The sequence below is a fragment of the Gordonia sp. CPCC 205333 genome (assembly GCF_048537885.1).
In the GTDB taxonomy this organism is placed as follows: domain Bacteria; phylum Actinomycetota; class Actinomycetes; order Mycobacteriales; family Mycobacteriaceae; genus Gordonia.
The window spans coordinates 548,746-574,103 of the sequence record NZ_JBCLVI010000005.1 but is presented as its reverse complement, the minus strand read 5'-3'; the positions used below and the strand labels follow the sequence as shown (position 1 = coordinate 574,103).

Here is a 25,358-nt window from a genome sequence, read left to right as displayed (position 1 = left end):
ACCTTAAGGCACCACGCTAGTGGTGTCAGCCGCCGGCCGATTCTGCCTTGGCCCGCGCCTTGGCGGCCTTCTTGAAGTCCCGAACCTGCTGTAGTGAATCGCCGTCGACGACGTCGGCGACCGATCGGAAGCCCTTCTTGCTGTAGTCGCCGGCGACTTTCGTCCAGCCCGCGGGTTTGACGTCGAGTTGCTTGGCGAGCAGCGCGACGAAGATCTTCGCTTTCTGATCGCCGAAGCCGGGCAGAGCACGCAGTCGCGCGAATAGATCGTCGCCCGACTTCGCACCGGTCCACAGACTCGCGGTATCTCCGTCATAGTCGTCGACAATGGCCTGCGCGAGTTGCTGAACTCGCCCAGCCATCGACCGGCCATAGCGGTGGATCGCAGGCGGAGTGGAGCAGAGGTCCGCGAATGCCTCGGGATCAGTCGCGGCGATGGCCGCCGGCTCCATCGTCCCGAACCGATCGCGAATCTTGACCGGTCCGGCAAAGGCGCGTTCCATCGGGAACTGTTGGTCTAGAAGCATCCCGGTCAATAGTGCGAAGGGGTCGCTCGACAGCAATTCGTCGGCCGAGGGTTCTTGAGCTATCTGCAACTTCGCCATTCGATCAGTGTAGTAGCCATTACCATTGCCCCATGCGCTTGCGGTTGAAGGTAATGACAGCTGGGTTGATAGCTCTCGGTATGGGAGCCAGCGGTGTGGGCGCCGCGTCAGCGGTGCCGCGCAGCGTCGAGCCGAATCTCGTCAGAACTCTCCGATGCGATGTTCCCGATCCGTGGCCGGGTCCGCCGTTACGCACCCACGTTGATGTGTTCAATCAGGTGGCCTACCCATCTGATGGACTGCCGGGTCCGGTGATCACTCTGATCGCCACCAACCCTCGGTTGCAGGGCGGCACTGCGGGGTTCCTCGAGTACACCTCGGAAACGACGGTCACCTGGCGCAATCTGACGACGGGTCGCAGTGGTCGGATCGTGGTGCCGACGCGGGCGCGGGCGAATACCTGGGAGGTGAACATCCATTCCGGCAAGGGCCGGGTGGCCTTCACCATCGGCCAGAAGATCGGCGCGATGGCGTTCGTGCCGATGGTCAATCCGCAGTTTTCGACCTGCCGGGGTACCGCCTCGGCGGTGTGATCACTCGCGCCGCGCCAACCGCCAAATCCCGCATACCGCTATGGAATTCAGCGTAGTGTGACCATACTTGCGGCGAACTCAGTGCGGCGAAGGGACAATGATGTCAGAGGCTCATCAGGCCGAGGTGTCCGAACAGCATGTAGGTAAGGTCATCGGCGTCACCGTCGCGGCGGCGGTCGGTGGTTTCCTCTTCGGATTCGACTCGTCAGTCGTGAACGGTGCGGTTAATTCGATCCAGGACAATTTCGGGCTCGGTGATCTCTTCACCGGTTTCGCGGTGGCGATAGCTCTGCTCGGCTGTGCCGCCGGCGCGGCCTTCGCCGGCCGGCTGGCCGATATCTGGGGTCGCAAAAGAGTCATGCTCATCGGATCGGTTCTCTTCGTCATTTCGGCGATCGGCACCGCCTATACCCAAACAATCGGCGATCTGCTGCTGTGGCGCGTACTCGGTGGTCTGGGTATCGGTATCGCCTCGGTAATCGCCCCAGCCTATATTTCTGAGATCGCCCCGGCACGGTTCCGCGGCGCATTGGCGTCGATGCAGCAATTGGCCATCACCCTGGGTATCTTCGCCGCCTTGCTTTCCGATGCACTGTTGCGCGACGCGGCCGATGGCGCATCGAATGACCTGTGGTGGGGGTTGGAAGCCTGGCGCTGGATGTTCCTGGTCGGGGTGATCCCGGCAGTCGTGTATGGCGTTCTCGCGCTGCTGATTCCGGAGTCGCCGCGGTATCTCGTCGGCCGAAATCGCGACGAGGAAGCCGCCCGGATTCTGCAGGAGGTCACTGGCGAGACCGATCCGCTCAACCGTGTGAAGGAAATCAAGCTCACGGTGAAGCGGGAATCGGCGTCATCGATCCGCGATATCACCGGACCGACATTCGGATTGCATCCGCTGGTGTGGGTTGGTATCTGGCTCGCGGTCTTCCAGCAGTTCGTCGGAATCAACGCGATCTTCTACTATTCGACGACGCTGTGGCAGTCGGTCGGATTCACCGAGAGTCAGTCCTTCACCACGTCGGTGATCACCGCGGTGATCAATGTGGCGATGACCTTCGTCGCCATTCTGTTCGTGGATCGTGTCGGGCGTCGAAAGCTATTGCTGCTCGGCTCAGTCGGCATGTTCGTCGGACTGCTGATGGCGTGTATCGCCTTTACCCAGCAGCAAGGTTCGGGTGACGATGTCACGCTGCCGGACGGTTGGGGCGTCGTTGCCTTAATCGGCGCGAATCTGTTCGTCGTGGCATTCGCGGCGACGTGGGGTCCGATTATGTGGGTGATGCTGGGGGAGATGTTCCCCAACCGCATCCGCGGCGTCGCACTCGGTGTGTGTACAGCGGTGAACTGGATCGCCAACTTCACTATCTCGATGCTCTTCCCGCAGATGACGAAAGTCGTTGGGCTGGCATGGATTTACGGGTTCTTCGCGTTCTGCGCGGCGGCGTCGTACTTATATGTCACCCGCTATGTCCGGGAGACCAAGGGGCTAGAACTCGAGGAAATGGACGGTGTTGCGGCCGAGCGATTGTCCGAGGTTAAGACCAAACACTGACCCTCGCACGGGCTCGCCCGATCGATGAGAGCATGCGGCACAATGAGATCTGTGACGATATTCTCCCGACTTTCCGAAGACCGTAAGCTCCGACATCGCTTCTGGTGGAGCGCATATGGCGCGGCTTCGGCAGCGGCCACGGTGACTGGCGCCCTTGGTCTGCGCGGTGCGGCCGGTGCGACCAAGCCGATTCCGTTGGTTCTGCTAGGTATTCGAGTCGTCGGAAGTGATGAGCTTAGTAAGTTTGACCGCGCTCTGGTCGGCGGCGCGTTAGCCGCCTCGGCGATCGGCGACGTGTGGATGTATCAAGAAGAATTTGCGGCCGACGATGCCGACAAAGACCAGAATCTACGGTTTGGTGCTGCCACTTTCGGTGTGGCCCAAGGACTTTACTCGGCAGCGTTGTATCGACGCGGCGCGCGATTCTCGGTGCGTGCGCTCGCTCCGCGCCTCGCGGTGATGGGTGAGCCGGCCGCAGTCCTGGCCAAATTCCGCCCCGGGGTACTGCCGGTGCTGGGGCCATACGGTTGGGCGTTGGCGTCAATGTCGATGTTCGCGTCGACGTCGGGCACTCGTCGGGCAGCCCTCGGGGGCATAGTTTTCCAGGCCTCCGACCTGGCGATCATCAATCGGCGACATCTTCTTGCCGCCGACGATGCGCGAATCGGCTTGGCGCGCAAGGTGGTCGAAGGGTGGGTGCTGGGCAGCTACTTCACCGCTCAGGCCCTCCTGGTCGACGGACTAGTCAAGCGGGCGTAGATGTGCCGCTACACGATTCCGACGGCGGGTAGGAAGTAGCACGAGCGGTTCCCGACCTGCGCGGTGCCGTAGACCGCGGATAGGACGGTGCCCTTACCGGTATCGACCGGCGCGAGCCGCAGACCTGCCGCACCGGGGACCAATGCCAGTAGTGGGTTGTTCTTTGCGACGGAGTCCAGGTCGGCGAAGCCACCCTGCAAGGTCGTGGTGTTGAACCACGCGACCTGCATCTTGCCGTTTGCTCCGCTCTCTGTTGAGGCCGGAACGAATGCATACGCGGTGGAGCCGTCTTTGACGATATTCGGGTCGATCTTGGCGGTTGGGAGGTTCAGCGGCAGTGCCGGCGTCGCGACTTTGAGCGGCCACGGGCCTTTGACCGCGCCGGCCCCAGCGGTCACCAGGCCGAACGGGTTGTCGGCTGTCGGGGTAGCGCACAGCGGAGCAACCGACGGCGACAGTGGTGTGATGCCGAGCGCCTTGAGTACGGCGAGGGGGTCTGTCACCGTCGCGGTGGGGGTGGCTACGGCCTGACTCACCGACAGTTGACCGACGGTGCCCAGGACGGCTTTGGCGGCCTCGATGGCGATCTTGTCGATTCCGGCTTGCTTGATCATCCGAAGGGCTGCGGCGAGTTCGGCGTCAAATGGAATCTCGCCGAGCGGGATGGTATTGGGCAACGCTGATGGGGCGGCGGGAGCCGGTGCAGGTGCCGGTGCGGCGTTGGCGACGCCGGACACTCCCAAGGTGAGAGCCGAGACAGCAGCGACGCTGACGAGACCGGTGCTGAGACGACGGGTACTGGTGCCGAACATGACGCCTCCTGTGGGAAGTCTGGGTTACCCGTCACGCACACGGTGCTGTGACAGATGTGACTGATGGTGCTTGTGTTAAAGAACAACATGCGTGTGAGTACGAATGCAAGCCGCGAGTCCGAGCCGTGACATAGGCGCGATGCCGACGTTATGGGCAGCGAATCTGCTGACGTCGATCGCGGGGTTCGCCGAGATGGATGGCGCTCAGCCTGCTAAGGCGCAGAACGCAAAATACGGCGTCGACTCGCGCCGTATTCTGCGAGTCGCGCCGTATTTCGTGTCAATGGCCCCGAGGGGATTTGGTGCTAGATAACAGCCAGGCCGACGGTGGGGATGATCGTGCAGGTGTAGACCTTTTTCTTGTTGGTGGTACTGCGCGTGGTCACGTCGCCGTAGATGGTCGACAGCACACGGCCACGGCCGGTGGTGGCGATGCCGGTGAAGGTGCCGGGGCCATCGGTGGCGTTGATCTTGGCGTTGCGCTTGAGCGAGAACTGCCCGGTGCGGCCATTATCGATGTTGATCCAGCTGACCTGCAGTGGGCGACCGGTGTTGTTGAGCGCCGGCCCAGTACCGAGGCTGGTGTAGACGTAGCCGGCCTGGCCGCGTTTGGGGCCGGGGGCCGGGGCCTTCTGTGGCCCGGCACTCACCAGAGCGCGGCCCATCGAGTTGCCGCCGTTGGGGGAGCCGTTTCCGGCCATGCAGCCGAAGCCGAGTGTCGGGTAGAGAAATTCCTGGATACGCGGCTTACTCGGTCCCTTGGGGATGGTTGGGTCGCCGGGCTTTGCCGCCTCGGATCGCAGCATCTGGGTGACCTGACGTTCGCCGGGTTCGCCGAGGAAGGCGATCACCTTGTCCCACATGGCTTTCACTTCGGTCGGCACACCAGGAGCGGCGGCCATCGTGCGAGCCTGCTTGAGAAGGTCGCCATTCACCTTGCCGTGCGCGTCCGGGGTGGCCGCCGAGCCGATGATCGCCGGCGCGAAAGCGCCGAGTGACCTGAGCGCGTGCTCGTTGACTGTCGGCTTGGCCGGAGCGGGCGCAGCTGTCGCGATACCTCCCACGGTCAACGAAGCCGCGGCGGCAATGGCGCTGGCTGCGATTATCCGTCGGCCAATGCCGGCCGGGGATGAGTTCGGCACTCGTGTGAGACGCACTGTCACGGTGTCCTTACGGTTGTCGGTGAAATCGGGCCCCGGGGCCCGAGTCAGTCTAAGGTGCTGAGCGCACGCCGCGCTGCGCGGCATCGCATCTGGGAGCGAGCCTAACGGACCGAACCAATATCCTGTGTGTCTGGTGATGCAATTGTTACTCATGTGATTCTTGGGATTCATCTTCGCGGTGTTCCGATCGAGGTGACTCGACGGTGAACCGCTACCGGCTCTTATCATTAGGGGCGCCGATCGCCGATCGGCCGGCCGGAGCAGGCCGCATACCAGAACCTGAACAGGCGGACATGGTCAAACGCGCTGGCAATGACAGCAAACGGTTGGGTCGCGCCACGGTCGCGATAGTCGCGGTGACGGCGTCCATGCTCGGGCTCGCCTCCTGCGGCTCAGACGACTCTGGATCCCAAGTGGTGCTGCTGACCCATGATTCGTTCGCGCTACCCGACGACGTCCTAGCGAAATTCAAGACCGAAACCGGACTTGACCTCAAGATCGTCACGTCGGGCGATGCCGGACAGTTGGCATCGTCGGTATCGCTGACCCCTGGGTCACCCAAGGGCGATGCGGTCTTCGGCATCGACAACACCTTCGCTTCCCGGCCGGTACGGGCCGGTGCCCTCGCGCCCTATACGTCGCCCGAGGCGGTGAACGGTGCCGACGAGTACGCCCTGCCCGACGCAAAGGGGTTGCTGACGGCGGTCGATCGCGGCGACGTCTGCCTCAATGTCGACGACAAGTGGTACGACAGCAAGGGCCAGCAACCGCCGACATCGCTGGCGGATCTGACCAAACCCGAATATGCCGGTCAAGCGGTGGTATTGGATCCGGGGACGTCGTCACCCGGAATCTCCTTCCTGCTCACCACGATTGGCGTCTATCCGCGCACCTGGCAGGACTACTGGCGCACGCTCAAGAACAACGGGGTCACCGTCGTATCGGGGTGGGAGACCGCCTACAACCAACTCTTCAGCGCCGGGACTGGCAAGGGGGATAAGCCAATCGTGGTGTCCTATGCGTCGTCGCCGGCCGCCACACCGGGGACCTCGGCGCTGTTGAAGAGTTGCTTCCGGCAGGTGGAATACGTCGGAGTCCTCAAGGGCGCGGCGAATGAGGAGGGGGCTCGCAAGGCCGTCGACTTCCTGCTGAGTCCGACTGTGCAGAAGGCGCTTCCATCGTCGATGTACGTCTACCCGGTGCGCAAGGACACGCCGCTGCCCGACGGCTGGCAGGCCCGCGCGCCGATCCCGGAGTGGACAGTCAACATGCCACCTGCCTATATCTCTGACAACCGGGAGCAGTGGCTGACGCAGTGGCGCACCGTGATGGGTCGGTAGATCCGTTGCGCCTACGGCTCAGTGCTCTCGCGGTTGTCCCGACGCTCTTCTTGGGCATCTTTTTTCTCTGGCCGATCGCAGCGCTGATCAACCGGGCACGAAACGATGCCGCCGGAGTTCCGATCAGCGAATCACTGACCCGCACTCATGCGTGGAGTCTGCTTGGCTTCACCCTCGGCCAGGCCGCGGCATCGACCCTACTGACGGTTATCGTTGCGGCCCCGATCATTTGGCTGGTCGCCCGGGTGGATTTCGCAGGATCGCGGCTACTCATGGTGGTTGTCACGGTGCCCTTCGTGCTGCCAACGGTTGTCGTCGGCGTGGCCTTCCGGACGGTTTTTGACGGCCCATTGGAGTTTTTGGGCGTGTCGTCGGGGCTGTGGCCGATCCTGGCGGCGCATATCTTTCTGAATGTCGCGGTGGTCGTGCGGGTCGTCGCGGCCGCCTGGCAGGGCATCGACGGTCGGGCCGAGGAGGCCGCTCGCACACTGGGGGCCACGCGATGGCGGGCATTTCGCACGGTGACGCTGCCGAGGTTGCTGCCGGCCTTCGCCGGATCCGCAGCTCTGGTATTTCTGTTCTGTTCCACCAGTTTCGGGGTCATCATCGTGTTGGGAAACGGTGAGTTGCAGACGCTGGAAACCGAAATTTACACCCGGGCGATCGGCTACTTCCAGATCTCTGACGCGGTGATCCTGTCCATGTTGCAGATCGTCGTGGTGCTGGCCGCTCTTGGACTGGTAAGAGTCTGCGGCGCAAGCGGATCCGGTGCGGCGGACGGCGCGATGGCTGCTCAGCGCGCGGGCCGACGCCGTCGTCCGGTCGGCGCGGTGTGGATGGTCGTGGTCGCTGTCTGCGGATGGACGGCATTGTGGCTCGTCGCGCCGCTGGCAGTGCTAGCGCTGTGGTCAGTCCGGCCACAGGCCGGTGGCCCGTGGACTCTCGACGGCTATCGCGCCCTTGTTACTCCGGTCAATGGAGTGACGCCGCTGGAGACGTTGGGGTACAGCGTGTTCAGCGCAGCCGTTGCGGCGGTGGCGGCGCTGCTCATCGGAACACTTGGAGCGTTGGTGATCTCACGCGGTGGCCGAATCGCCGGTGGAGTCGGCAACTTCGTGGCGACGCTGCCGCTGGGAATTAGCGCGGTCACTCTGGGCTTCGGCTACTTGATCGTCCTTGCCGCCCTGCCACGTGATATCCGGACGTCGCCGCTGATCATCCCGGCGGTCCAGTCGCTGATCGCGATCCCGGTCGTCATCCGAATCGTGGCACCCGCGCTCGACGCCGTTCCGCTGCGGTCCCGCCAGGCCGCGTCGACGCTTGGTGCATCACCGGCTCGTGTGCTGGCGACGATAGAGTTGCCGATGGTAGGTCGATCTATTGGCGCCGCAGCTGGTTTCGCGTTCGTGATGGCGCTCGGCGAGTTCGGGGCGACAGGGTTCCTCGCATTGCCGAACACCACGACCCTGCCAGTCCTGATCGGATCGGCGTTGAATAAGCCCGGTGCGGACCAAGTGGCGACCGCGATGGCCTGTTCGGTGTTGTTGGTGGTGGCGACGACGCTTGCGGTTCTCGTCATCGAACTGCTGGGTCGACGTCGACCCGCGAAACTGAGGCAATAGATGCTGGAGATCTCGAAACTTGTTGTCGCATATGGCAATGACAAGGTCATCGACGGCTTGGACTGGGCGGCCGGCGACGTTGACCGGTTGGTCACCGTCGCGCTCGGTCCGTCGGGATGCGGCAAATCGACGTTGCTGCGAGCTATCGCGGGTCTCGAACCCGTTGTGTCCGGTGCGATTTCATTCGACGGCGTAGACCTCGCGCACACCCCGCCGCACCGCCGCGACTTCGGTGTGGTCTTTCAGGACGGGCAGTTGTTCACCGGCCGCAGCGTCGAGTCAAACGTCGCTTACGGCCTCCGAATGCGTGGCTACTCCCGCGCCGACGCGCACGAGCGGGTTGCCGAACTGCTCGACTTGGTGAAACTGTCTGGCTACCAGAAGGTTTCGGTCGACGAACTGTCCGGCGGCCAGGCGCAGCGGATCGCCCTCGCGCGGGCACTCGCTCCCCGGCCGAGGCTATTACTACTCGACGAACCGCTCGCCGCGTTGGATCGACTCTTGCGTGAACAACTCGTCGGCGAGATCTCCGACATCATCCGCGCCACCGGCACTCCGACGATTATGGTTACCCACGACCACACCGAAGCCGCTGTTCTCGGTGACCAGATTTCGGTTATCTCCGGCGGTGTCGTCGCGCAGACCGCCACGCCGCAGGACCTCTGGCGTTATCCGGTCGACGAACAGACCGCGATTTTCCTGGGTGCCACCGCGATAGTGCCGGCGACCGCCAACGGCGCGGCAGTGTCCACCGCCCTCGGCGAATTCATCGTTGACCACCGTCTGCCGAATTCCGTCGAATCGCTGAGTATCGGCCTGCGGCCGGACGCCACGACCGCGTGTGCCCCATCGAATTCCGCCGTGACCGGCATCGTCACCCGGGTTACACCGCTACCCGCAGGAGTGCGGTTGCGAGTATCGGCCGCCGGGCTGGAAGTCGACGCCGACGCTGATCACGACCTGGCCGACGTCGCCGTCGGCGACGACGTCGGGTTGAGATTGATCGGAGATCGCGTGGCGATCATCGGGGCGCGGTGACGGTGGCGACAACGGTGGTCGCCGCCGCGATCGTCCGCGCTGGTCAACTGCTGCTGGCGCAGCGTAGCTATCCCGCCGACGTCGCCGGATTGTGGGAATTGCCCGGTGGAAAGGTCGAAGAAGGAGAGTCGGTCAGTTCTGCGCTGGAACGCGAGATAGCCGAGGAGTTGCGGGTTCAGATCACTGTCGGGCGCGGTATCGGAGGGCCGGTTACGTTGCGCGACAACCTCATTCTCGTCGCGCGACATGCGTGGCTGCTTGACGGCGAGCCGGTGGCCGTCGAGCATACCGCCGTCAAATGGGTGACCGCGACCGACCTGCGCGAGATGGTTCGCGCGAACGAAGTAGTCCCCGCTGATGCGGTGTGGGTCGACGATCTGGTGGGGTTGTTGGGCGAGGGATCCCGCTAAGCCGCCCGCGCCTTCTTGAGCGCTTTCGCGAACTGTTTAGCTGACATGTCCTCGGCATGCTCCTTGCGCAGTCGATGCAACACCACGGGGCATTTGGTGCATCGCTTAGACGAGCGGCAGCATTTCTTCTTCGGCTTCACGCTGCGGATCTTCGCCGGCGACATCTTGCTCACCTAGGCAAATTAGCACAGCCTAAGTGGGCTGTGATGGGCGTCTCAACGGGTGGGCGGATACCCTGTGAGGGTTGACCGCCATACGAAAGAGAGCCAGTGAGCGTAGCTCCTAACTTCCGCAACGTCGCGATTGTCGCGCACGTCGACCACGGCAAGACCACTTTGGTCGATGCCATGCTGCGCCAGTCAGGCGCGTTCGCTGAGCGCGCGGAACTGGTCGACCGAGTCATGGACTCCGGTGACCTCGAACGCGAGAAGGGAATCACCATTCTCGCCAAGAACACCGCGGTCCACCGCACACAACCTGACGGTACCGAAGTCGTCATCAACGTTATCGACACCCCCGGCCACGCCGACTTCGGTGGTGAGGTCGAACGTGGCCTGTCCATGGTCGACGGTGTCGTGCTGCTCGTCGACGCGTCGGAGGGGCCGCTACCGCAGACCCGCTTTGTGATGCGTAAGGCGCTGTCGGCGTCGTTGCCGGTGATTCTGGTGGTGAACAAGACTGACCGCCCCGACGCTCGCATCGATGAGGTGGTCACCGAGAGTCAGGACCTGCTCCTCGACCTCGCCTCCGACCTCGACGACGCCGAAGCCGCCGCTGCCGCTGAGCTGGCCTTGGACTTGCCGGTCCTCTACGCCTCGGGCCGCGCCGGCGTCGCCAGCACCGTCAAGCCGGAAAATGGCACCGTGCCCGAGGGCGAAAACCTCGACGCATTCTTCGACGTGCTCCTGGAGTACGTGCCCGCCCCCAAGGGGGAGGTCGAAGCTCCGCTGCAGGCACATGTCACCAACCTCGACGCGTCAGCCTTCCTCGGCCGTCTCGCGCTCGTCCGCATCCACAACGGCACGCTGCGCAAGGGCCAGCAAGTGGCATGGTTGCGCGAGGTCGACGGTGAGCCCGTCGTCGAGAAAGCCAAGATCACCGAATTGCTCGCAACCGTCGGCGTCGAGCGTCAGCCGGCCGAATCTGCCGTCGCGGGCGACATCGTCGCGGTGGCGGGCATGCCCGAGATCATGATCGGTGACACCCTCGCCGACGTCGAGAATCCGCAGGCGCTGCCGCGAATCACCGTCGACGAGCCAGCCATCTCGGTGACCATCGGCACCAACTCGTCGCCGCTGGCCGGCCGCGAAAAGGGCAATAAACTGACTGCCCGGATGGTCAAGACCCGACTCGATACCGAACTCATCGGCAACGTCTCGCTGCGCGTGCTCGACATCGGTCGCCCCGACGCTTGGGAGGTGCAGGGCCGTGGTGAATTGGCGCTGGCCATCCTCGTCGAGCAGATGCGTCGCGAGGGTTTCGAGTTGACCGTTGGCAAACCTCAGGTAGTTACTCGTCAGGTCGACGGCAAGACTCACGAGCCGTTCGAACACTTGACCATCGACGTACCCGAGGAACACCTCGGCGCGGTGACTCAGCTGCTCGCCGCCCGCAAGGGCCGGATGGACCAGATGAACAACCACGGTCACGGTTGGGTCCGGATGGAATTCGTCGTGCCCTCGCGTGGCCTGATCGGTTTCCGCACCGATTTCCTCACCGAGACCCGCGGCACCGGCATCGCCAACGCCGTATTCGACGGTTACGCGCCGTGGGCCGGCGAAATCCGCGCCCGGCACACCGGTTCGCTAGTCAGCGATCGCCAGGGCACCGTGACACCGTTCGCGATGATCCAGCTCGCCGACCGGGGCACCTTCTTCGTGAATCCGGGCGATGACAGTTACGAGGGCCACGTGGTTGGTATCAACCCCCGCCAGGAAGACCTCGACATCAATGTGACCCGTGAGAAGAAGCTGACCAATATGCGTCAGTCGTCGGCCGACGTGATGGAGACCCTTGCCAAGCCGATGCAACTCGATCTCGAAGGTGCGATGGAGTTCTGCGCCGCGGACGAATGCGTCGAGGTGACCCCGTCGGTCGTGCGGGTGCGTAAGGTGCATCTCGATGCATCGACGCGAGCACGTGAACGGTCCCGGGCCAAGTCCCGCGATCAGAGCGCAGGTTAATAGAGGCGGGGGTTCGGACGTGAGGGCAGCAGTCAGCCCGCGCGCCAGGTTCGGCGTACTCGGCAAGCGCTGGTCGGCAGCACTCATTGTGGCCCTTTGCGCCGTGGTAACGAGTGCCTGCATGGCTTCTCCGCCGGCCGCGGTGCAACCCACCGCGGCCGCACCACCGCAGGCCGAGTACCCGACGGAGAAAACGGTCTTCATCGCGACCAATTCGATCGGAGCGGGATTCAACCCGCATATCGGTGCCGATCAGTCGCCGATCACCACCGCGATCGCTGCGATGACCTTGCCGAGCGCGTTCGACCCGAGCCTTGGTGCCGGCGGCGTGGTGTGGCGGCGGTCGGCGGCGTTGCTGACCTCAGCCGAAGTGACCAATCAGAAGCCGTTCACGGTCACCTACCGCATTCACAACGACGCCCAGTGGTCCGACGGCCTGCCCATCACCGGCGACGACTTCGCCTACCTCTGGCAGCAGATGTCGCGGCAACCCAACGCCGTTGCCCCGGCCGGCTATCGACTCATCGACGACGTGGCGACCAGCGGGGGCGGCAAGACTGTCGCGGTCACTTTCGCCCGGCCGTATCCGGCCTGGCGTGAGTTGTTCCGTTTCCTGCTGCCCAGTCACGTGCTCAAAGGTGCACCAGCCGGATTCCAGACCGGTATGGACTCCGGAAAACCGGTGTCGGGCGGACCGTTCGCCCTCGTCGGTATCGACCAGACTCGCGACGAGGTGCGTCTGGCGCGCAACGATCGCTACTGGGTGACGCCGCCGCTGCTCGACCAAATCGTGCTGCGGCGGGCGGGTACCGCGCCGCAGATGGTCGAGTCGGTACGGTCGGGCGACTCGGCGATCACCGCACTCAGTACCGCACCGGGGGTGACCTCCGAATTGGCCACCGTGCCCGGTATGACCGCACAGCGCAACTTGACCTCGCGTGCGCTGACTCTCAACGTGAACACCCGGTCACCGGCGATGAGATCGGAATCCCTGCGGGCCGCATTGCTCGGCATGATCGACGGCGGCCTGGTCACGTTCGCGAGCGCGGGCGATGACATCGTGACCCCGTACGCCAATACCGTGTACGCGCCATCGGATCCGAATTACTTCCCGGCGCAACGATCACGTCCGACATCGGCCACGGTTGCCCAGTTGATGGCAACCGCCGGGTATCAGCGTGGCGAACCGGGTACGGCGGCACCGGCATCGCCGGACCCGACGTCGGGTGCGCCATCTCCGACGGCATCGCCATCATCGAGTGCGCCGCCGTCAACATCGCCGTCATCGAGTTCACGTACGTCGTCCACGCCGAGTACCACGACGCCATCGACCTCTGATCCGTCCGAGCCGAGTGACGAGGAACTGGCCGACGTCGCCGACGTTCCGGCAGGTGTCGCGCCGTGGTTGTCGACCGATGGCACACCGCTCGTCGTGCGCGTCGGGGCGGTGGCCAGCGATCCCAAGTCGACGTCGGCCGCCGCGAGTATCGTTGACCAGCTCCGACGCGGTGGCGTGCGCGCGAAGGTCGTGGCGCTACCCAATAGCGAGCTTTACGGTGTGGCACTGACCAATTCGCGCGTCGAATTGGTAGTTGGCTGGACCGGACTTGGCGTTCCGCCGGCGACCTCTCTCGCCTCGCAGGTCGACTGTGATCAGCCTAAGGCCCGCACCGCGCCGTCGCTGTCCACTCCGCCGACGCCGACCAGCATCGCGCCCGGGCAGTCGTCGGAGGACGGCGCCTCGAATTTCGCGTCCAATGTTTCCGGCCTATGCGACAGCGCGTTGATCGACCTTGCGCGCCGCGCCCTCAGTTCGGTTGAGCCGGGACCGCTATTGTCACAAGCCGAAGGGCTGCTCGCCCAAAAGGCCGTCTATCTGCCCTTCTATCAGGACTCGATGCTGGCCGGCGTCACACCGTCGGTATTCGGTGTGCCGCTGACCGGACCGGTGCAAGTCGGCATCTTCGGTGACTCGGTCCGGTGGGGGCTGGTCAAGTGACGTTGAGTCGACGACTGCTGTTGTTACACGCCCATCCCGACGACGAATCGCTGATGACCGGTGGGACGATCGCGCGGTATCTGGCCGAGGGCGTTGACGTTCGAGTCCTCACCTTCACGCTCGGTGAGGAGGGTGAAGTCATCGGCGATCAGTGGGCGCAGTTGGTTGCCGCCGGCGGTGCCGATCAACTGGGCGGTTTGCGAATCGGTGAACTCGCCGCGGCACTGTCCGAACTCACCCCCGAGGGTCGCGAGCCACTGGCACCGCGGTTTCTTGGCGGTGCCGGACACTGGCGTGACTCGGGGATGGCCGGTGCGCCATCGGCCGCACATCCGCGAGCGTTGGCCGGAGCGGACTTCGACGACGTCGTAGCGGCCCTGGTCGGCGAACTGGTGGAATTCGCGCCACAAGTTGTCGTCACCTACGACCCGGCCGGAACCTACGGTCACCCCGATCACCAGACTGTGCACGCCGTCTCGGCCGCAGCCATTCCGGTGGCAGTGAAAACCCTTGACGCACAACTGAAAGTCTATGAGTCGGTGACCCAGTCCTCGGCCCTGCTCGAAGGGCTGGGCGCAGTCGGGGCGATACCCGACGGCTGGCGGATGCCGACGGCGGGAGAGTTGCCGAGTTATCCCGACGATCGCATTACCGCGGAAATCGATGTCGAAGCCGTCTACCGCCGTAAGGTGGCCGCGCTGCGGGCCCATGCCACGCAGGTGACAGTGGCGCCGTCGGGGACCGAATACGCGTTGTCCAACAACATCCTGCAACCGATCGGCCGTCGCGAACACTTCATCCGTACCGGTTGGTACGGCGCCGATGACGTGTCGAAAACCGTTGAGAACGACTTATTCGCCGGACTGTCATGATCACACCGGGATCGTCGCGGACGGGATTGTCACGGACGGGATTTTCTCCGGCAGGATTGTCGAGATTCACCGACGCTGCGTTGCTCGTCTTCCTCATCGCCGACGGTTTCATCGTCGGAGTCTTGTCGGTGTCGTTGACCTATCTCCGCGTCGGGGATACCGCGGTGCCGATCGGAATCGCGATCGCTGTCGTCGGCAATAGCATGCTGGTGTGGTTGGCGTCCCGGTTCACCGATTCGCCGCTGCGCTGGGGGCCACTGCTGGCGTGGGTGGTGGTACTGCTGGTCAGCGGCGTCACCGGCCCCGGCGGTGACGTTTTGCTGATCACCAATTGGCGCGCGATGGCGCTGCTTGTCGGCGGTGTGGTGGGGCCGGCGTTCCTCGGCTGGCGTGGTTTGCTCAACGCCAACTGAAATCTCGGACCCCGGCACCGGAATTTCTGACGTAGGTCGCGAGGTTACTATCGGAATGGTGAGTAGTACACCGCTGCCCGAGCCTTCGATGCCAGCGCACGAACAGGTACCACCCAACGCAACCGACACGGGGGTAGCAAAAATGGGGGAAGTGACTTCGCCGACCCAGGCGCGGCCGACACCGGCCGCGATGCGCCGGGCGTTGCGTCGCGCTCGTGACGGAGCCACCATCAATGTCGACGAAGCGGCGGTTCTGCTGGCCGCTACGGGTGCGGACCTCGACGACCTGTCGTCGAGCGCGGCCAGGGTTCGCGATGCGGGTCTGGCCGCCGTCGGGCGTGATCGTCAGATCACCTACTCGCGGAAGGTCTTCATTCCACTGACCCATCTGTGCCGCGATCGTTGTCACTACTGCACCTTCGTCACTGTTCCCGGCAAACTCGCGCGGGAGGGCAAGGGAGCGTTCCTGGAGATCGACGAGGTGCTCGACATCGCTCGGCGCGGCGCCGAATTGGGTTGTAAGGAAGCGTTATTCACCCTCGGTGACCGCCCTGAGGAGCGTTGGCCAGAAGCCGCCCGGTGGCTTGACGAACGTGGTTATGATTCGACTTTGCAGTATGTGCGTGCCGCGTCGATCCGAGTGTTGGAAGAGACCGGCTTACTGCCGCATCTGAACCCCGGAGTGATGAGCTGGGAGGAGATCTCAAGGCTCAAACCGGTCGCGCCGTCGATGGGCATGATGCTGGAGACCACCTCGACCCGCCTGTTCACTGAGAAGGGGCAACCGCATTACGGCAGTCCCGACAAAGATCCCGAGATTCGTAAGCGGGTTCTCGTGGACGCGGGCCGCTTGTCGGTGCCGTTCACTACCGGAATCCTCGTCGGAATCGGCGAGACTCTCGACGAGCGCGCCGACTCGTTGATGGAGATCCGCAAGACGCACAAGGCTTTCGGGCATATCCAGGAAGTGATCGTGCAGAACTTCCGGGCCAAGCCGGATACCGCGATGAGGGCCGAGCCCGACGCCGGTCTGGACGAATATCGTGCCGCGATCGCGGTGGCGCGGCTGCTGCTGGGGCCGTCGATGCGTATTCAGGCGCCGCCTAATCTGGTGTCGGCAGAGGAATGCCGGATGCTGATCGAGGCGGGGATCGACGATTGGGGCGGGGTGTCGCCGTTGACGCCCGACCACGTCAACCCTGAGCGTCCGTGGCCGAATCTCGATGTGCTGAAAGAGATTACGGCTTCGGGTGGCTATGTGCTCACTGAGCGATTGACGGCTCAGCCGCAGTATATCCAGGCTGGATCACCGTGGATTGACCCCCGCGTCAGCACACATGTGCGTGCACTCGCCGACCCGGACTCCGGGTTGGCCGCCGACGTCACGCCTGTCGGATTGCCATGGCAAGAACCTGACGAGGACTGGCAGTCAGCAGGCCGCGTCGACCTGAACACCGCGATCGATACCGAAGGTCGTAACACCGATACGCGCAGTGACCTGTCGAGCGCGTTCGGTGACTGGGAGACGGTCCGCGAACAGGTATTGGAGATCGCGTCGCACTCCGCGCCAGCTCGAGTCGACTCAGATGTGTTGAGCGCGCTGCGCCGGGCCGAGGCGGACCCGGCCGGTCTGTCCGACGACGACTACCTGGCACTGGCGACTGCCGAGGGCGACGGTCTGGAAGCCTTTGTGGCGCTGGCGAATTCGTTGCGCCGAGACGTCGTCGGCGACGATGTCACCTATGTGGTGAACCGTAATATCAACTTCACCAACATTTGCTACACCGGCTGCCGATTCTGTGCCTTCGCCCAACGTAAAGGCGACGCGGACGCGTTCACCCTGTCGACCTCGGAGGTCGCCGACCGCGCGTGGGAAGCCCATGTCGCGGGCGCTACCGAGGTCTGCATGCAGGGCGGAATCGATCCGGAACTGCCGGTCAGCGGGTATGCCGACTTGGTACGCGCGGTGAAAGCGCGAGTGCCGTCGATGCACGTTCACGCGTTCAGCCCGATGGAAATCGTCAACGGAGCATCACGCGGTGGGGAGTCCATCCGCGATTGGCTCACCGCGCTCAAAGAGGCTGGCCTGGACACCATTCCCGGCACCGCCGCGGAAATCCTCGACGATGAGGTGCGCTGGGTGCTGACCAAGGGCAAACTGCCGACCGCGATGTGGATCGAAGTCATCTCGACCGCCCACGAGGTTGGGCTGCCGTCGAGTTCGACGATGATGTACGGCCACGTCGACACCCCGCGACATTGGGTCGGGCATTTGAACACCTTGCGCGGAATCCAGGACCGCACAGGAGGTTTCACCGAATTCGTCCTGCTGCCCTTTGTGCATCAGTCCTCTCCGCTGTATCTCGCGGGGGCATCGCGGCCGGGGCCGACACATCGCGACAACCGTGCGGCGCACGCGCTGGCACGGGTGATGCTGCACGGTCGCATCCACAACATCCAGACGAGTTGGGTAAAACTGGGCATCGAAGGAACGCAGGTGATGCTCAACGGCGGCGCCAACGATCTGGGTGGCACGTTGATGGAGGAGACCATCTCCCGGATGGCGGGTTCGATGCACGGTTCGGAGAAGACTATCGCCGAACTGCGCGAGATGGCCGAAGGCATCGGCCGTCCCGCGCGTGAACGCACCACTACCTACGGTCGGATTCCGAGCCGGACCGAATTGCCGATCGCGACCTAGGCTCGCTGGTTGAGTGGTCCTGTGCGAGAGGTTCTTGGGTGGGTCTCGATACACCCGGCTCGGCTGGCGCCTCGCCGGGCACTCGACCAGCGGCGTCACCGCTTGGCTGGTGACGTAGCCACTCGGTTAGCGGCGTAACCGCTTGGCTGGCGCCTCGCCGGGCACTCGATCAGCGGCGGATCGGTCAGTGGCTCAGTACGCGGGGACTGGACTCTGCACCGCGATCAGTGCCTCATAGCCGCCAACCACATCGGTCGCACGACGTAATCCCAACTCTTGCAACGATGCCGCAGCCAGGCTGGACGTGTATCCCTGCTGGCACAAGATGATCCAGCGCACGTCGTGGTCGACGGCTTCGGCGATACGTGCGTCGCTGGCCGGGTCGGTACGCCATTCCAATACATTGCGCTCGATGACCAGCGCGCCGGGATAGTCGCCTTCGGCGTCGCGTTGTGCCTGAGGTCGAATATCAACGAGAACCGCGCCCGCTGAGAGTTCGGCGGTGACATCGGACGCGTTGACGCGCCGCAGTCGGCGCCGAGCACGGGCCAGGATGTCGTCGATGGTTGGCATATTCACTCCGGCTGATCGGTCAACGTGGTTCGAGTACGGCGCAATGTGCGGTGAGGCGTGACCTCGTAATACGACATCGCGGTCAGCGGCGGTGAGTACGCGTGCACACTCAACGACACCGGCGCGGCCTGTGCCGTTACGGTACGTGCTGACGGGCCGGAGGACGAGATCGTCGTCGGTGCGACAGCATCCGGATTGGCGACGACGTCGTGTACCCAGCCCAGCGGGAACGATGCCTGGTCGCCGGCGTCCAGGGTCCGTCGCCGCAAACCCGCACCGTTCCAGCGGTATTCGACCAGCGACCCGGAGAGAACGGTTAGCGCACCGAGTGAGCCGGCGTGATCGTGCAATTCAGTGTGTTCGTTGGGAGTCCAGCTGATCAGCCAGACGTCGAGGTCGTCGTCGGCCTGCAGGCGAGTGGCCCAGCGGTTGACGGTGTCCCACTGGGCGGGGAGCAGGTGGTCGTACCGGCCGTCGAGAACGTCGGCCGCACCCTGATCGGTGATACGGAGTAGATCGGCGGGCCGCAGCCGGGTTGGCAGGTGGGCGGCCGAGCCCGTGGAAGCAGACGAGGATAGGGGGCGGTCCAAGATCGAAGTCATGGTTACGGCTTTCGGTGATCGAAGTGGATATCGATGAGCAGGAATGGCGCTGTTGTGGGCGACGCGAGGTGGTTCAGTCAGCGACAACAGCGCAGATACATCTGCGGCGACATCGAGTCAGGGATCACGCGATCCATCCTCGCCGTCGGCCAGCACGGCGTCGAGGTTTTACGCTGCGGTGATTTAAACCTGAGGTGTCTGACGACCTGGGAATAGGTGTGACCGGCCACATGATCAGTGGGACCTGGGTTTAGAGGCACTACCGTGGTGGCGGATACTCTTGATCGAAGTCTGTGGTGTGGGACAGCCCCCCGCGCCAGTAGGGCCGACATCGTGAGTCCGAGTCCGGCCTATCGGTTGCAGCGAAGGAGATTGTGGTGACGTACATCATCGCCGAGCCTTGCGTCGACGTGTTGGACAAAGCATGCGTCGAGGAGTGTCCGGTCGATTGCATCTATGAGGGTGATCGGATGCTCTACATCCAGCCCGACGAATGTGTCGACTGTGGCGCGTGCGAGCCGGTGTGCCCCGTCGAGGCCATCTTCTACGAAGATGATGTGCCCGACGAGTGGGAACCATACGTCAGCGCGAATGCCGACTTCTTCGACGATCTCGGATCGCCCGGCGGGGCGAGCAAGGTCGGCAAGGTCGACGCCGATGCGCCGTTCATTAAGGGACTGCCCCCGATGAACACCGAAGAAGACTGAACGAGTGCGACGCGTCAGCACCGCGCTGCCCGATTTCCCCTGGGACACGATCGCAGATGTGAAAGCGACGGCAGCGGGGCATCCTGAGGGCATAGTTGATCTTTCGGTCGGCACTCCCGTTGACCCGGTCGACCCGGTGATCCGGCAGGCGTTGGCCGACGCGTCGGTGTTTCCCGGCTACCCGACGACGGTGGGGACGCCCGTACTACGACGATCCGCAGCAGCCGCCTTGGCTAGACGCTATGGCAGCTCGGAGTTGAGCGAGTCGGCGATCCTGCCGGTGATCGGTACCAAAGAGGCGATCGCCGGGCTTGTTTCGACGCTGGGTATTGGTGCGGGCGAGAATGTCGTGATCCCCGAGGTCGCCTATCCCACCTACGAAGTGAGCGCGATTCTGGCCGGTGCGACACCGGTACGCGCCGATGCGACCGGTACCGCCGACGTCGGCGACGTCGCGTTGGTTTTTGTGAATTCACCGTCGAATCCGACAGGTGCGGTGATGGATGTCGATACGCTGCGTCGTGTCGTCGCGTGGGCGCGCGAGCGGAACGCGGTGGTGGTATCCGACGAGTGCTATCTCGGCTTGGCCTGGGACGCCGAGCCGGTCTCAATCCTTGATCCCAGAGTGTCTGACGGCGACCACACGGGTTTGATCGCGGTGCACTCATTGTCGAAGGTGTCGAATCTGGCGTCGTATCGTGCGGGCTTCTTCGCCGGTGATGTCGAACTGATCGCCGAATTGCTCGCTGTCCGAAAGCACTCGGGCCTGATCGTGCCATTCCCGATTCAGGGCGCGATGATCGCGGCACTCGACGACGACCGGCATGTCATCGAACAGGCTGCCCGCTACCGCGCTCGCCGAGACTTCCTCATGCCCGCTGTGGAGGCCGCCGGATTTACCGTCGATCATTCGGAGGCTGGTCTCTACCTGTGGTCGACTCGCGACGAACCTGGACGGGTTAGCGTCGCGTGGCTAGCCGAGCGGGGCATCCTCGCGGCACCCGGCGACTTCTATGGACCGGTGGGCGCCAACCATGTGCGAATCGCACTCACCGCGACCGATGAGCGCATCGCGGCGGCAGTCAAGCGGCTGGCCTGACCGAGTCGAGTCGGGATCGGGATTTAGTCGGAACGTCGTATTCTGTTGATTGCGACAGAGTGATACATCAGTGTGGGTAATTGCCAGTGGCCCGCTCACGAACATTCCGCCCCGCGGGATCGTCAGAATGGTGCGCGAAGTTGGCTGATGCGATACCAGCCGGAAAGCGGTGTGACGTTGAACGACGGGCCTGATGCTCAAGACCGGGCAGTGCCGGGGCGGATTCGTCGGGGGAGCAAGATCGGTGGTGTCGCTGCGAGGCACGCTTTCAGATCGGCGGCGGGCGCCGCGAAGGCTCCGTTCCGCACGCCAACTGAAGTCGACGTCGCTCGAGAGGAAGTGATTCTCAAACTCGCCGACGACATCGTGTCGGTGGCCGCGGGTATGCGCGGTGCCGCCCATAAGCTCGGGCAATTGTTGGGGGTATTGGATCTGGGGTTGGCGACTCCTACGACTCGAGTCGCATTCAACGAGCGGCTGGCACCGCTCTTCGCATCGGCGCCGCGCTGGGATGATCGCCGCATGCGCCGCGTGCTCGAGCGCTCACTCGGTCCCCGGTCAGCGCAGATCGCGCATCTGGGCGAGCCGATCGCGGCTGCCTCGATAGGTCAGGTCTACCGAGGCGAATTGCGTGACGGCAGGGAAGTGGCGATCAAGATCAAGTATCCGCATATCGACGACATGGTCCGTGCCGACCTGAAGAATCTCAGTCTCCTAGTCCGGGTGCTGGGAGCGTATGCGCCCGCAGTCAACGTCCAGCAGATAGTTTCCGAAGTGGTCCACCAGATCAGCGGTGAACTCGACTTCGCGCGCGAGTTGTCCAACGGTCAGGAATTCGCCGATCGGTTCGCCGGTCATCCTGTCTTTCGGGTGCCTAGGCCGGTACCTGAACTATGCGGCTCGGACGTGATGGTCACCGAGTTTCTGGACGGCCAGTCGTTCAGCGACGCGTGCACGCTCGATCGCGAACGCCGGGATGTCATCGGCGAGGCGATTTACCGATTCTATTTAGGCGAGATGTATCGAATTGGCCGGTTCTCCGCAGATCCTCATCCGGGAAACGTGCTGATACTGCCTGACGGCAAGGTCGGCTTCCTCGACTTCGGGTTGTGTGTGTCGCTCACGCCGGATCAACTCGATACCGAACGTCAGGTGTTCAGCGCGTTGCTGACGAACGATATCGACGGTGCCTATCGAAAGGCGATCGACGCAGGTTTCATCGTCAACCCCGACCAAGTTGGGCCGCAGCGGCTAGGTGAGTATGTCTCGGCGGTCGTCGGCTGGCACTTGAATCCAGGCGAGTCAATGATCACTAGCGAGGTCGCCGCCGCCGCCGCTGCCGCCGCGGTGCTGCCAACCGGCGGGCATGTCGGAGCGATGAGTGGCCAGCAGTTGGTTGAGGCGCATGCCTTTGGCCGGCGGAATGAACTATCGACCTGCGCACTCTTGGGGCGGCTCGAAGCTACGGCGCCGTGGTCCCGCATTGCTGCCGAGGTGCTCGGTCTCGCGCCACCGGCAACGCCGATGGGTGACCTCATCGCGGAATGGTCGGCGCGGGGCTGAAACGCTCGCCGAAAACCTTTGAAAATCAATTCCCGTAAAGCTGCGCGAGTTAGGTGACTGGTGTGTCAGTCTGGTATAAATCTGAGGATCCGAATGTGAGGTAGATCCCATGGCAAATGTTGAGGCGTTCCGTGTACTGCAGACCTGGACATACGACCGCACCAGTCTGCGCGCACGGTCGGCGACCCGCGCATCGCGAATATTCGTCAAGCCCGTGCTCAAAATGTGGGCCAGCAATCCGCGATTGCCATGGCCCTACGGGGTGCTGGAGTTCCTGGCATCACTGCTGCCTGCGGTACGTGGGGTCACACGCACCAGAATCGTCCTGCGGAACTGCGCGGCCGAGCGAATCCGGCCCGCGGATTTCGTGCCCGGCGACCGGGAGCCTCAGGCGATCCTCTACCTCCACGGCGGAGCTTTCATAGTCGGCGGCGTGCGCAGTCATCGTCGGCTTGTATCGCGGATCGTACGAGCGACTGGCGTGCCCTCCCTCGCGGTGGACTACCGTCAACTCCCGAAGTCGTCGGTGAGCACGTCGTTGAGCGACTGTCTTGACGGCTTGCGCTATCTAATCGATTCGGGCGTCAAGCCGCACAATATTGCTATCGCGGGCGATTCAGCCGGGGGATACCTCGCGTTGCGAGTGGCTCTGGAGTCCCAGCGTCGGGGTATCGGGCGCCTCGGCGCGGTGGCGTGTATATCGCCGATCATCGACCTTGAGCCCTCAGCGAAGCTCGCCGGACCCGATGCCGATCGTGACCCGCTTTTTCCGGCTTCGGCCCTCGACGCGATGTGGACACTGATCTCCGCCGCCGAGGAAGACGAGGCTGCTCGAGAAGACCTGCGACATCCGGCAACGGCATCGCCGGCTGAACTCGCCGCGTTGCCCCCGCTGCTCATTCAAGTGGGTGGTGAGGAGATCTTGCGCCCCGACTCAGATGCTCTAGTTGGATTGAGCGCTGTTGCCGGCGGTGCGGTCCGCCTCGACGTCTTTCCCGGCCAGATCCACGTGTTCCAAGCAGGCGCCGATTTCATTCCAGAGGGTAAGTTGGCCCTCGATCGCCTGACCACGCATATCCTGGCGAGCCTCGCCGTCGCACGGACCGACAAAGCTGCATGACCCCGGCTGCAGATCTGCTCGATCGGGCCGATCACTATGTGCGACGAACAATGGTCGGGTCGATCGCAACCTTTGGACGGGCGATACAACTAGCGGCCGCGGCGAGCCTGTTCGGCGCGATAGATATGATTCGTGGTCGCTTTCCAATTCGTGATTTCGTCACGCTGACGTGGTTCGTCATCACAGTTACCGCGCCACCAACCGTGTTGGTGTCAATTCCGTTCGGTGTGATTGTCTCGGTCCAGGCGGGGAGTCTGACTCAGCAGGTCGGCGCGACATCGATCTCCGGCGCAGCAGGTGGTCTGGGTGTGATCCAGCAAGGCGCCCCGATGGTCGCCGCGCTCCTACTCGGCGGGGCGGCCGGGGCGGCCGTCGCGTCAGATCTCGGCGCGCGAGTGATGCGGGAAGAGGTTGACGCGTTGCGCACGATGGGCATCGACCCCATCTCTCGTTTGGTCGCGCCGCGGATCGCTGCGATGGTCGTCGTGGCACCCCTCATCTGCTTTTTGACCATAATCATGGGTTTGTCTACTGGATACGTAATTGCCGTCGCGTTCCAGGATGTCGCCCCGGGCTCCTATGTGTCGTCTTTCGCATCATTCGCATCATTCACGGATATAGCCATCGCGGTCGTTAAGTCGATACTGTTCGCCTTCGTTGTCGCGGTCGTCGCGTGTCAGCGCGGTCTGGAGACCAAACACGGCGCGAAGGCAGTCGCAGACTCGGTTAACGCAGCGGTCGTGATTGGTGTCGTGGCGGCGTTCGCGCTCAATTTGGTGATCACTCAGCTGACTACCATGTTCTTTCCGCAGCGGATTCTGTGATGGCGTCGCGATATACCCCGGTCGGATTCGGGGTCATTGTCCGCAGCGGCCGAGCGGTGGCCGGTAAGCCAGTGACGGCGGCGGCGCTCATTGGGCATCAGGCCTATTTTGTGTTCAATGTGCTGCGCGCGGTCCCGCTGGCGGTGACCAAATACCGCCGCGAGGTACTGGCACACGTGGGCAGCATTACTTTCGGCAATGGCTCGGTGATCGTTGGCGGTGGCATGCTCGGAGTCCTGCTGTTTCTCGGGGTAGCGGTCGGTGGCACAGTGGGAATTCAAGGATTCTCACTGCTCAACATGGTCAACATGGGGCCACTGACCGGATTCGTATCCGGTTATGCGACGACGCGCGAACTTGGGCCGCTAATCGCAGCTGTGGGATTCGCAGCCCAGGTCGGCTGCCGAATCACTGCGGAGGCCGGTGCCATGCGTATTTCTGAAGAGATTGATGCGTTGGAGGCGACGGCGATCAGGCCGATTCCCTATGTCGTATCCGCTCGGGTCGTCGCAGGTGTAATCACTATTGTTCCGCTGTATCTAATGACCTTGGTTGCCGCATATATCGCGTGTGAAGTGCTGGTCTCGGTAGTACACGGCCAGTCGATCGGCACCTATTTGCACTATTTCACGACCTTCGTCTCAGCCGGTGACATTGGCTATTCGATCGTCAAGGTCATCGTATTCGCCGTCGCTATCGTGCTCATTCACTCGTATCAGGGCTACTACGCGATGGGTGGACCGGAAGGTGTTGGGGTTGCCGCTGGCCGGGCAATCAGGGCGAGTCTCGTCATAGTTGTGACCATGGATATGTTGTTGACCTTGCTTTTGTGGGGCTTCGACTCCGGTGTGAGAGTGTCGGGTTGATCT

General features: G+C 63.4%; 24 protein-coding genes. 18 read left to right on the top strand and 6 right to left on the bottom strand.

Features of this window, described 5'->3' with window-relative positions:
* Positions 1-25: 25 nt before the first annotated feature.
* The gene (locus AAFP29_RS20580; protein WP_419219269.1) at positions 26-604 is read right to left on the bottom strand and encodes an HhH-GPD-type base excision DNA repair protein; all 579 of its coding nucleotides are present in this window, start codon (positions 602-604) and stop codon (positions 26-28) included.
* 32 nt (positions 605-636) lie between these two features.
* Between AAFP29_RS20580 and AAFP29_RS20575 the strand changes: the two genes are divergently transcribed.
* The 3 genes from AAFP29_RS20575 (at position 637) to AAFP29_RS20565 (ending at position 3,448) form a co-directional block, all read left to right on the top strand.
* Complete coding sequence (locus AAFP29_RS20575; protein ID WP_419219268.1) at positions 637-1,137, top strand: hypothetical protein; 501 nt, start codon at positions 637-639, stop codon at positions 1,135-1,137.
* A 97-nt stretch (positions 1,138-1,234) separates the two neighbouring features.
* Positions 1,235-2,689, top strand: coding sequence for a sugar porter family MFS transporter (locus AAFP29_RS20570; RefSeq protein ID WP_419219267.1), 1,455 nt, complete (start codon positions 1,235-1,237; stop codon positions 2,687-2,689).
* 51 nt (positions 2,690-2,740) lie between these two features.
* Positions 2,741-3,448, top strand: a complete 708-nt coding sequence (locus tag AAFP29_RS20565; protein ID WP_419219265.1) for a lysoplasmalogenase — start codon at positions 2,741-2,743, stop codon at positions 3,446-3,448.
* A gap of 8 nt (positions 3,449-3,456) precedes the next feature.
* Here AAFP29_RS20565 and AAFP29_RS20560 read toward each other — a convergent pair whose 3' ends face one another.
* Both AAFP29_RS20560 and AAFP29_RS20555 read right to left on the bottom strand, forming a co-directional pair.
* Positions 3,457-4,260 (bottom strand): hypothetical protein, encoded by an 804-nt coding sequence (locus AAFP29_RS20560; RefSeq protein ID WP_419219264.1) that lies wholly within the window; start codon positions 4,258-4,260, stop codon positions 3,457-3,459.
* A gap of 305 nt (positions 4,261-4,565) precedes the next feature.
* A complete protein-coding gene (locus tag AAFP29_RS20555; RefSeq protein WP_419219263.1) occupies positions 4,566-5,423 on the bottom strand; it encodes a hypothetical protein in 858 nt (285 codons plus the stop codon).
* A gap of 293 nt (positions 5,424-5,716) precedes the next feature.
* Here AAFP29_RS20555 and AAFP29_RS20550 point away from each other — a divergent pair, with 293 nt between their 5' ends.
* The 4 genes from AAFP29_RS20550 to AAFP29_RS20535 are packed head-to-tail and all read left to right on the top strand — an operon-like array spanning position 5,717 to position 9,833.
* A complete protein-coding gene (locus AAFP29_RS20550) occupies positions 5,717-6,763 on the top strand; it encodes a thiamine ABC transporter substrate-binding protein (RefSeq protein WP_419219262.1) in 1,047 nt (348 codons plus the stop codon).
* Positions 6,727-8,385 carry an ABC transporter permease gene (locus tag AAFP29_RS20545; RefSeq protein ID WP_419219261.1) on the top strand — a complete coding sequence of 553 codons (1,659 nt, stop codon included), beginning with the start codon at positions 6,727-6,729 and terminating at the stop codon, positions 8,383-8,385. Before AAFP29_RS20550 ends, AAFP29_RS20545 begins: the two co-directional genes overlap by 37 nt.
* The gene (locus AAFP29_RS20540; RefSeq protein WP_419219260.1) at positions 8,386-9,423 is read left to right on the top strand and encodes an ABC transporter ATP-binding protein; all 1,038 of its coding nucleotides are present in this window, start codon (positions 8,386-8,388) and stop codon (positions 9,421-9,423) included.
* A 2-nt stretch (positions 9,424-9,425) separates the two neighbouring features.
* Positions 9,426-9,833: a (deoxy)nucleoside triphosphate pyrophosphohydrolase gene (locus tag AAFP29_RS20535; protein WP_419219259.1), complete on the top strand. Its 408-nt coding sequence runs from the start codon at positions 9,426-9,428 to the stop codon at positions 9,831-9,833.
* Here AAFP29_RS20535 and AAFP29_RS20530 read toward each other — a convergent pair.
* Positions 9,830-10,006 (bottom strand): hypothetical protein, encoded by a 177-nt coding sequence (locus AAFP29_RS20530; protein WP_419219258.1) that lies wholly within the window; start codon positions 10,004-10,006, stop codon positions 9,830-9,832. The genes AAFP29_RS20535 and AAFP29_RS20530 overlap by 4 nt on opposite strands.
* Positions 10,007-10,102: 96 nt before the next feature.
* Between AAFP29_RS20530 and typA the strand changes: the two genes are divergently transcribed.
* The 5 genes from typA to AAFP29_RS20505 all read left to right on the top strand — a co-directional run bounded on the left by typA (position 10,103) and on the right by AAFP29_RS20505 (position 18,001).
* Positions 10,103-12,016: a translational GTPase TypA gene (gene typA / locus AAFP29_RS20525; protein WP_419219256.1), complete on the top strand. Its 1,914-nt coding sequence runs from the start codon at positions 10,103-10,105 to the stop codon at positions 12,014-12,016.
* A 121-nt stretch (positions 12,017-12,137) separates the two neighbouring features.
* The gene (locus tag AAFP29_RS20520) at positions 12,138-14,015 is read left to right on the top strand and encodes an ABC transporter family substrate-binding protein (protein ID WP_419219255.1); all 1,878 of its coding nucleotides are present in this window, start codon (positions 12,138-12,140) and stop codon (positions 14,013-14,015) included.
* Positions 14,012-14,887, top strand: coding sequence for an N-acetyl-1-D-myo-inositol-2-amino-2-deoxy-alpha-D-glucopyranoside deacetylase (mshB, locus tag AAFP29_RS20515; protein ID WP_419219254.1), 876 nt, complete (start codon positions 14,012-14,014; stop codon positions 14,885-14,887). The genes AAFP29_RS20520 and mshB overlap by 4 nt, the downstream gene beginning before the upstream one ends.
* Positions 14,884-15,300, top strand: a complete 417-nt coding sequence (locus AAFP29_RS20510; RefSeq protein ID WP_419219253.1) for a facilitated glucose transporter — start codon at positions 14,884-14,886, stop codon at positions 15,298-15,300. Before mshB ends, AAFP29_RS20510 begins: the two co-directional genes overlap by 4 nt.
* Positions 15,301-15,442: 142 nt before the next feature.
* Positions 15,443-18,001, top strand: a complete 2,559-nt coding sequence (locus AAFP29_RS20505) for a bifunctional FO biosynthesis protein CofGH (protein ID WP_419219422.1) — start codon at positions 15,443-15,445, stop codon at positions 17,999-18,001.
* 192 nt (positions 18,002-18,193) lie between these two features.
* On the opposite strand, the gene AAFP29_RS20500 is transcribed toward AAFP29_RS20505, so the two are convergent.
* Together AAFP29_RS20500 and AAFP29_RS20495 are read right to left on the bottom strand one after the other, a co-directional pair.
* Positions 18,194-18,574: a rhodanese-like domain-containing protein gene (locus AAFP29_RS20500; protein WP_419219252.1), complete on the bottom strand. Its 381-nt coding sequence runs from the start codon at positions 18,572-18,574 to the stop codon at positions 18,194-18,196.
* A gap of 2 nt (positions 18,575-18,576) precedes the next feature.
* The gene (locus AAFP29_RS20495) at positions 18,577-19,176 is read right to left on the bottom strand and encodes a cysteine dioxygenase (RefSeq protein ID WP_419219251.1); all 600 of its coding nucleotides are present in this window, start codon (positions 19,174-19,176) and stop codon (positions 18,577-18,579) included.
* Between the two features lie 374 nt (positions 19,177-19,550).
* Here AAFP29_RS20495 and fdxA point away from each other — a divergent pair, with 374 nt between their 5' ends.
* From fdxA to AAFP29_RS20465, 6 genes are all read left to right on the top strand, one after another.
* Entirely contained in the window at positions 19,551-19,883 is a 333-nt protein-coding gene (gene fdxA, locus AAFP29_RS20490) for a ferredoxin (RefSeq protein ID WP_040525998.1), read from the top strand.
* Between the two features lie 4 nt (positions 19,884-19,887).
* Positions 19,888-20,982, top strand: coding sequence for a succinyldiaminopimelate transaminase (gene dapC / locus AAFP29_RS20485; protein WP_419219250.1), 1,095 nt, complete (start codon positions 19,888-19,890; stop codon positions 20,980-20,982).
* A 171-nt stretch (positions 20,983-21,153) separates the two neighbouring features.
* Positions 21,154-22,545, top strand: coding sequence for an ABC1 kinase family protein (locus tag AAFP29_RS20480; protein ID WP_419219249.1), 1,392 nt, complete (start codon positions 21,154-21,156; stop codon positions 22,543-22,545).
* A gap of 109 nt (positions 22,546-22,654) precedes the next feature.
* On the top strand, positions 22,655-23,665 hold the full coding sequence (locus AAFP29_RS20475) for an alpha/beta hydrolase fold domain-containing protein (protein WP_419219248.1): 1,011 nt from the start codon (positions 22,655-22,657) through the stop codon (positions 23,663-23,665).
* The gene (locus AAFP29_RS20470; protein WP_419219247.1) at positions 23,662-24,489 is read left to right on the top strand and encodes an MlaE family ABC transporter permease; all 828 of its coding nucleotides are present in this window, start codon (positions 23,662-23,664) and stop codon (positions 24,487-24,489) included. Before AAFP29_RS20475 ends, AAFP29_RS20470 begins: the two co-directional genes overlap by 4 nt.
* Positions 24,489-25,355, top strand: coding sequence for an ABC transporter permease (locus tag AAFP29_RS20465; RefSeq protein ID WP_419219246.1), 867 nt, complete (start codon positions 24,489-24,491; stop codon positions 25,353-25,355). Before AAFP29_RS20470 ends, AAFP29_RS20465 begins: the two co-directional genes overlap by 1 nt.
* Positions 25,356-25,358: the final 3 nt, after the last annotated feature.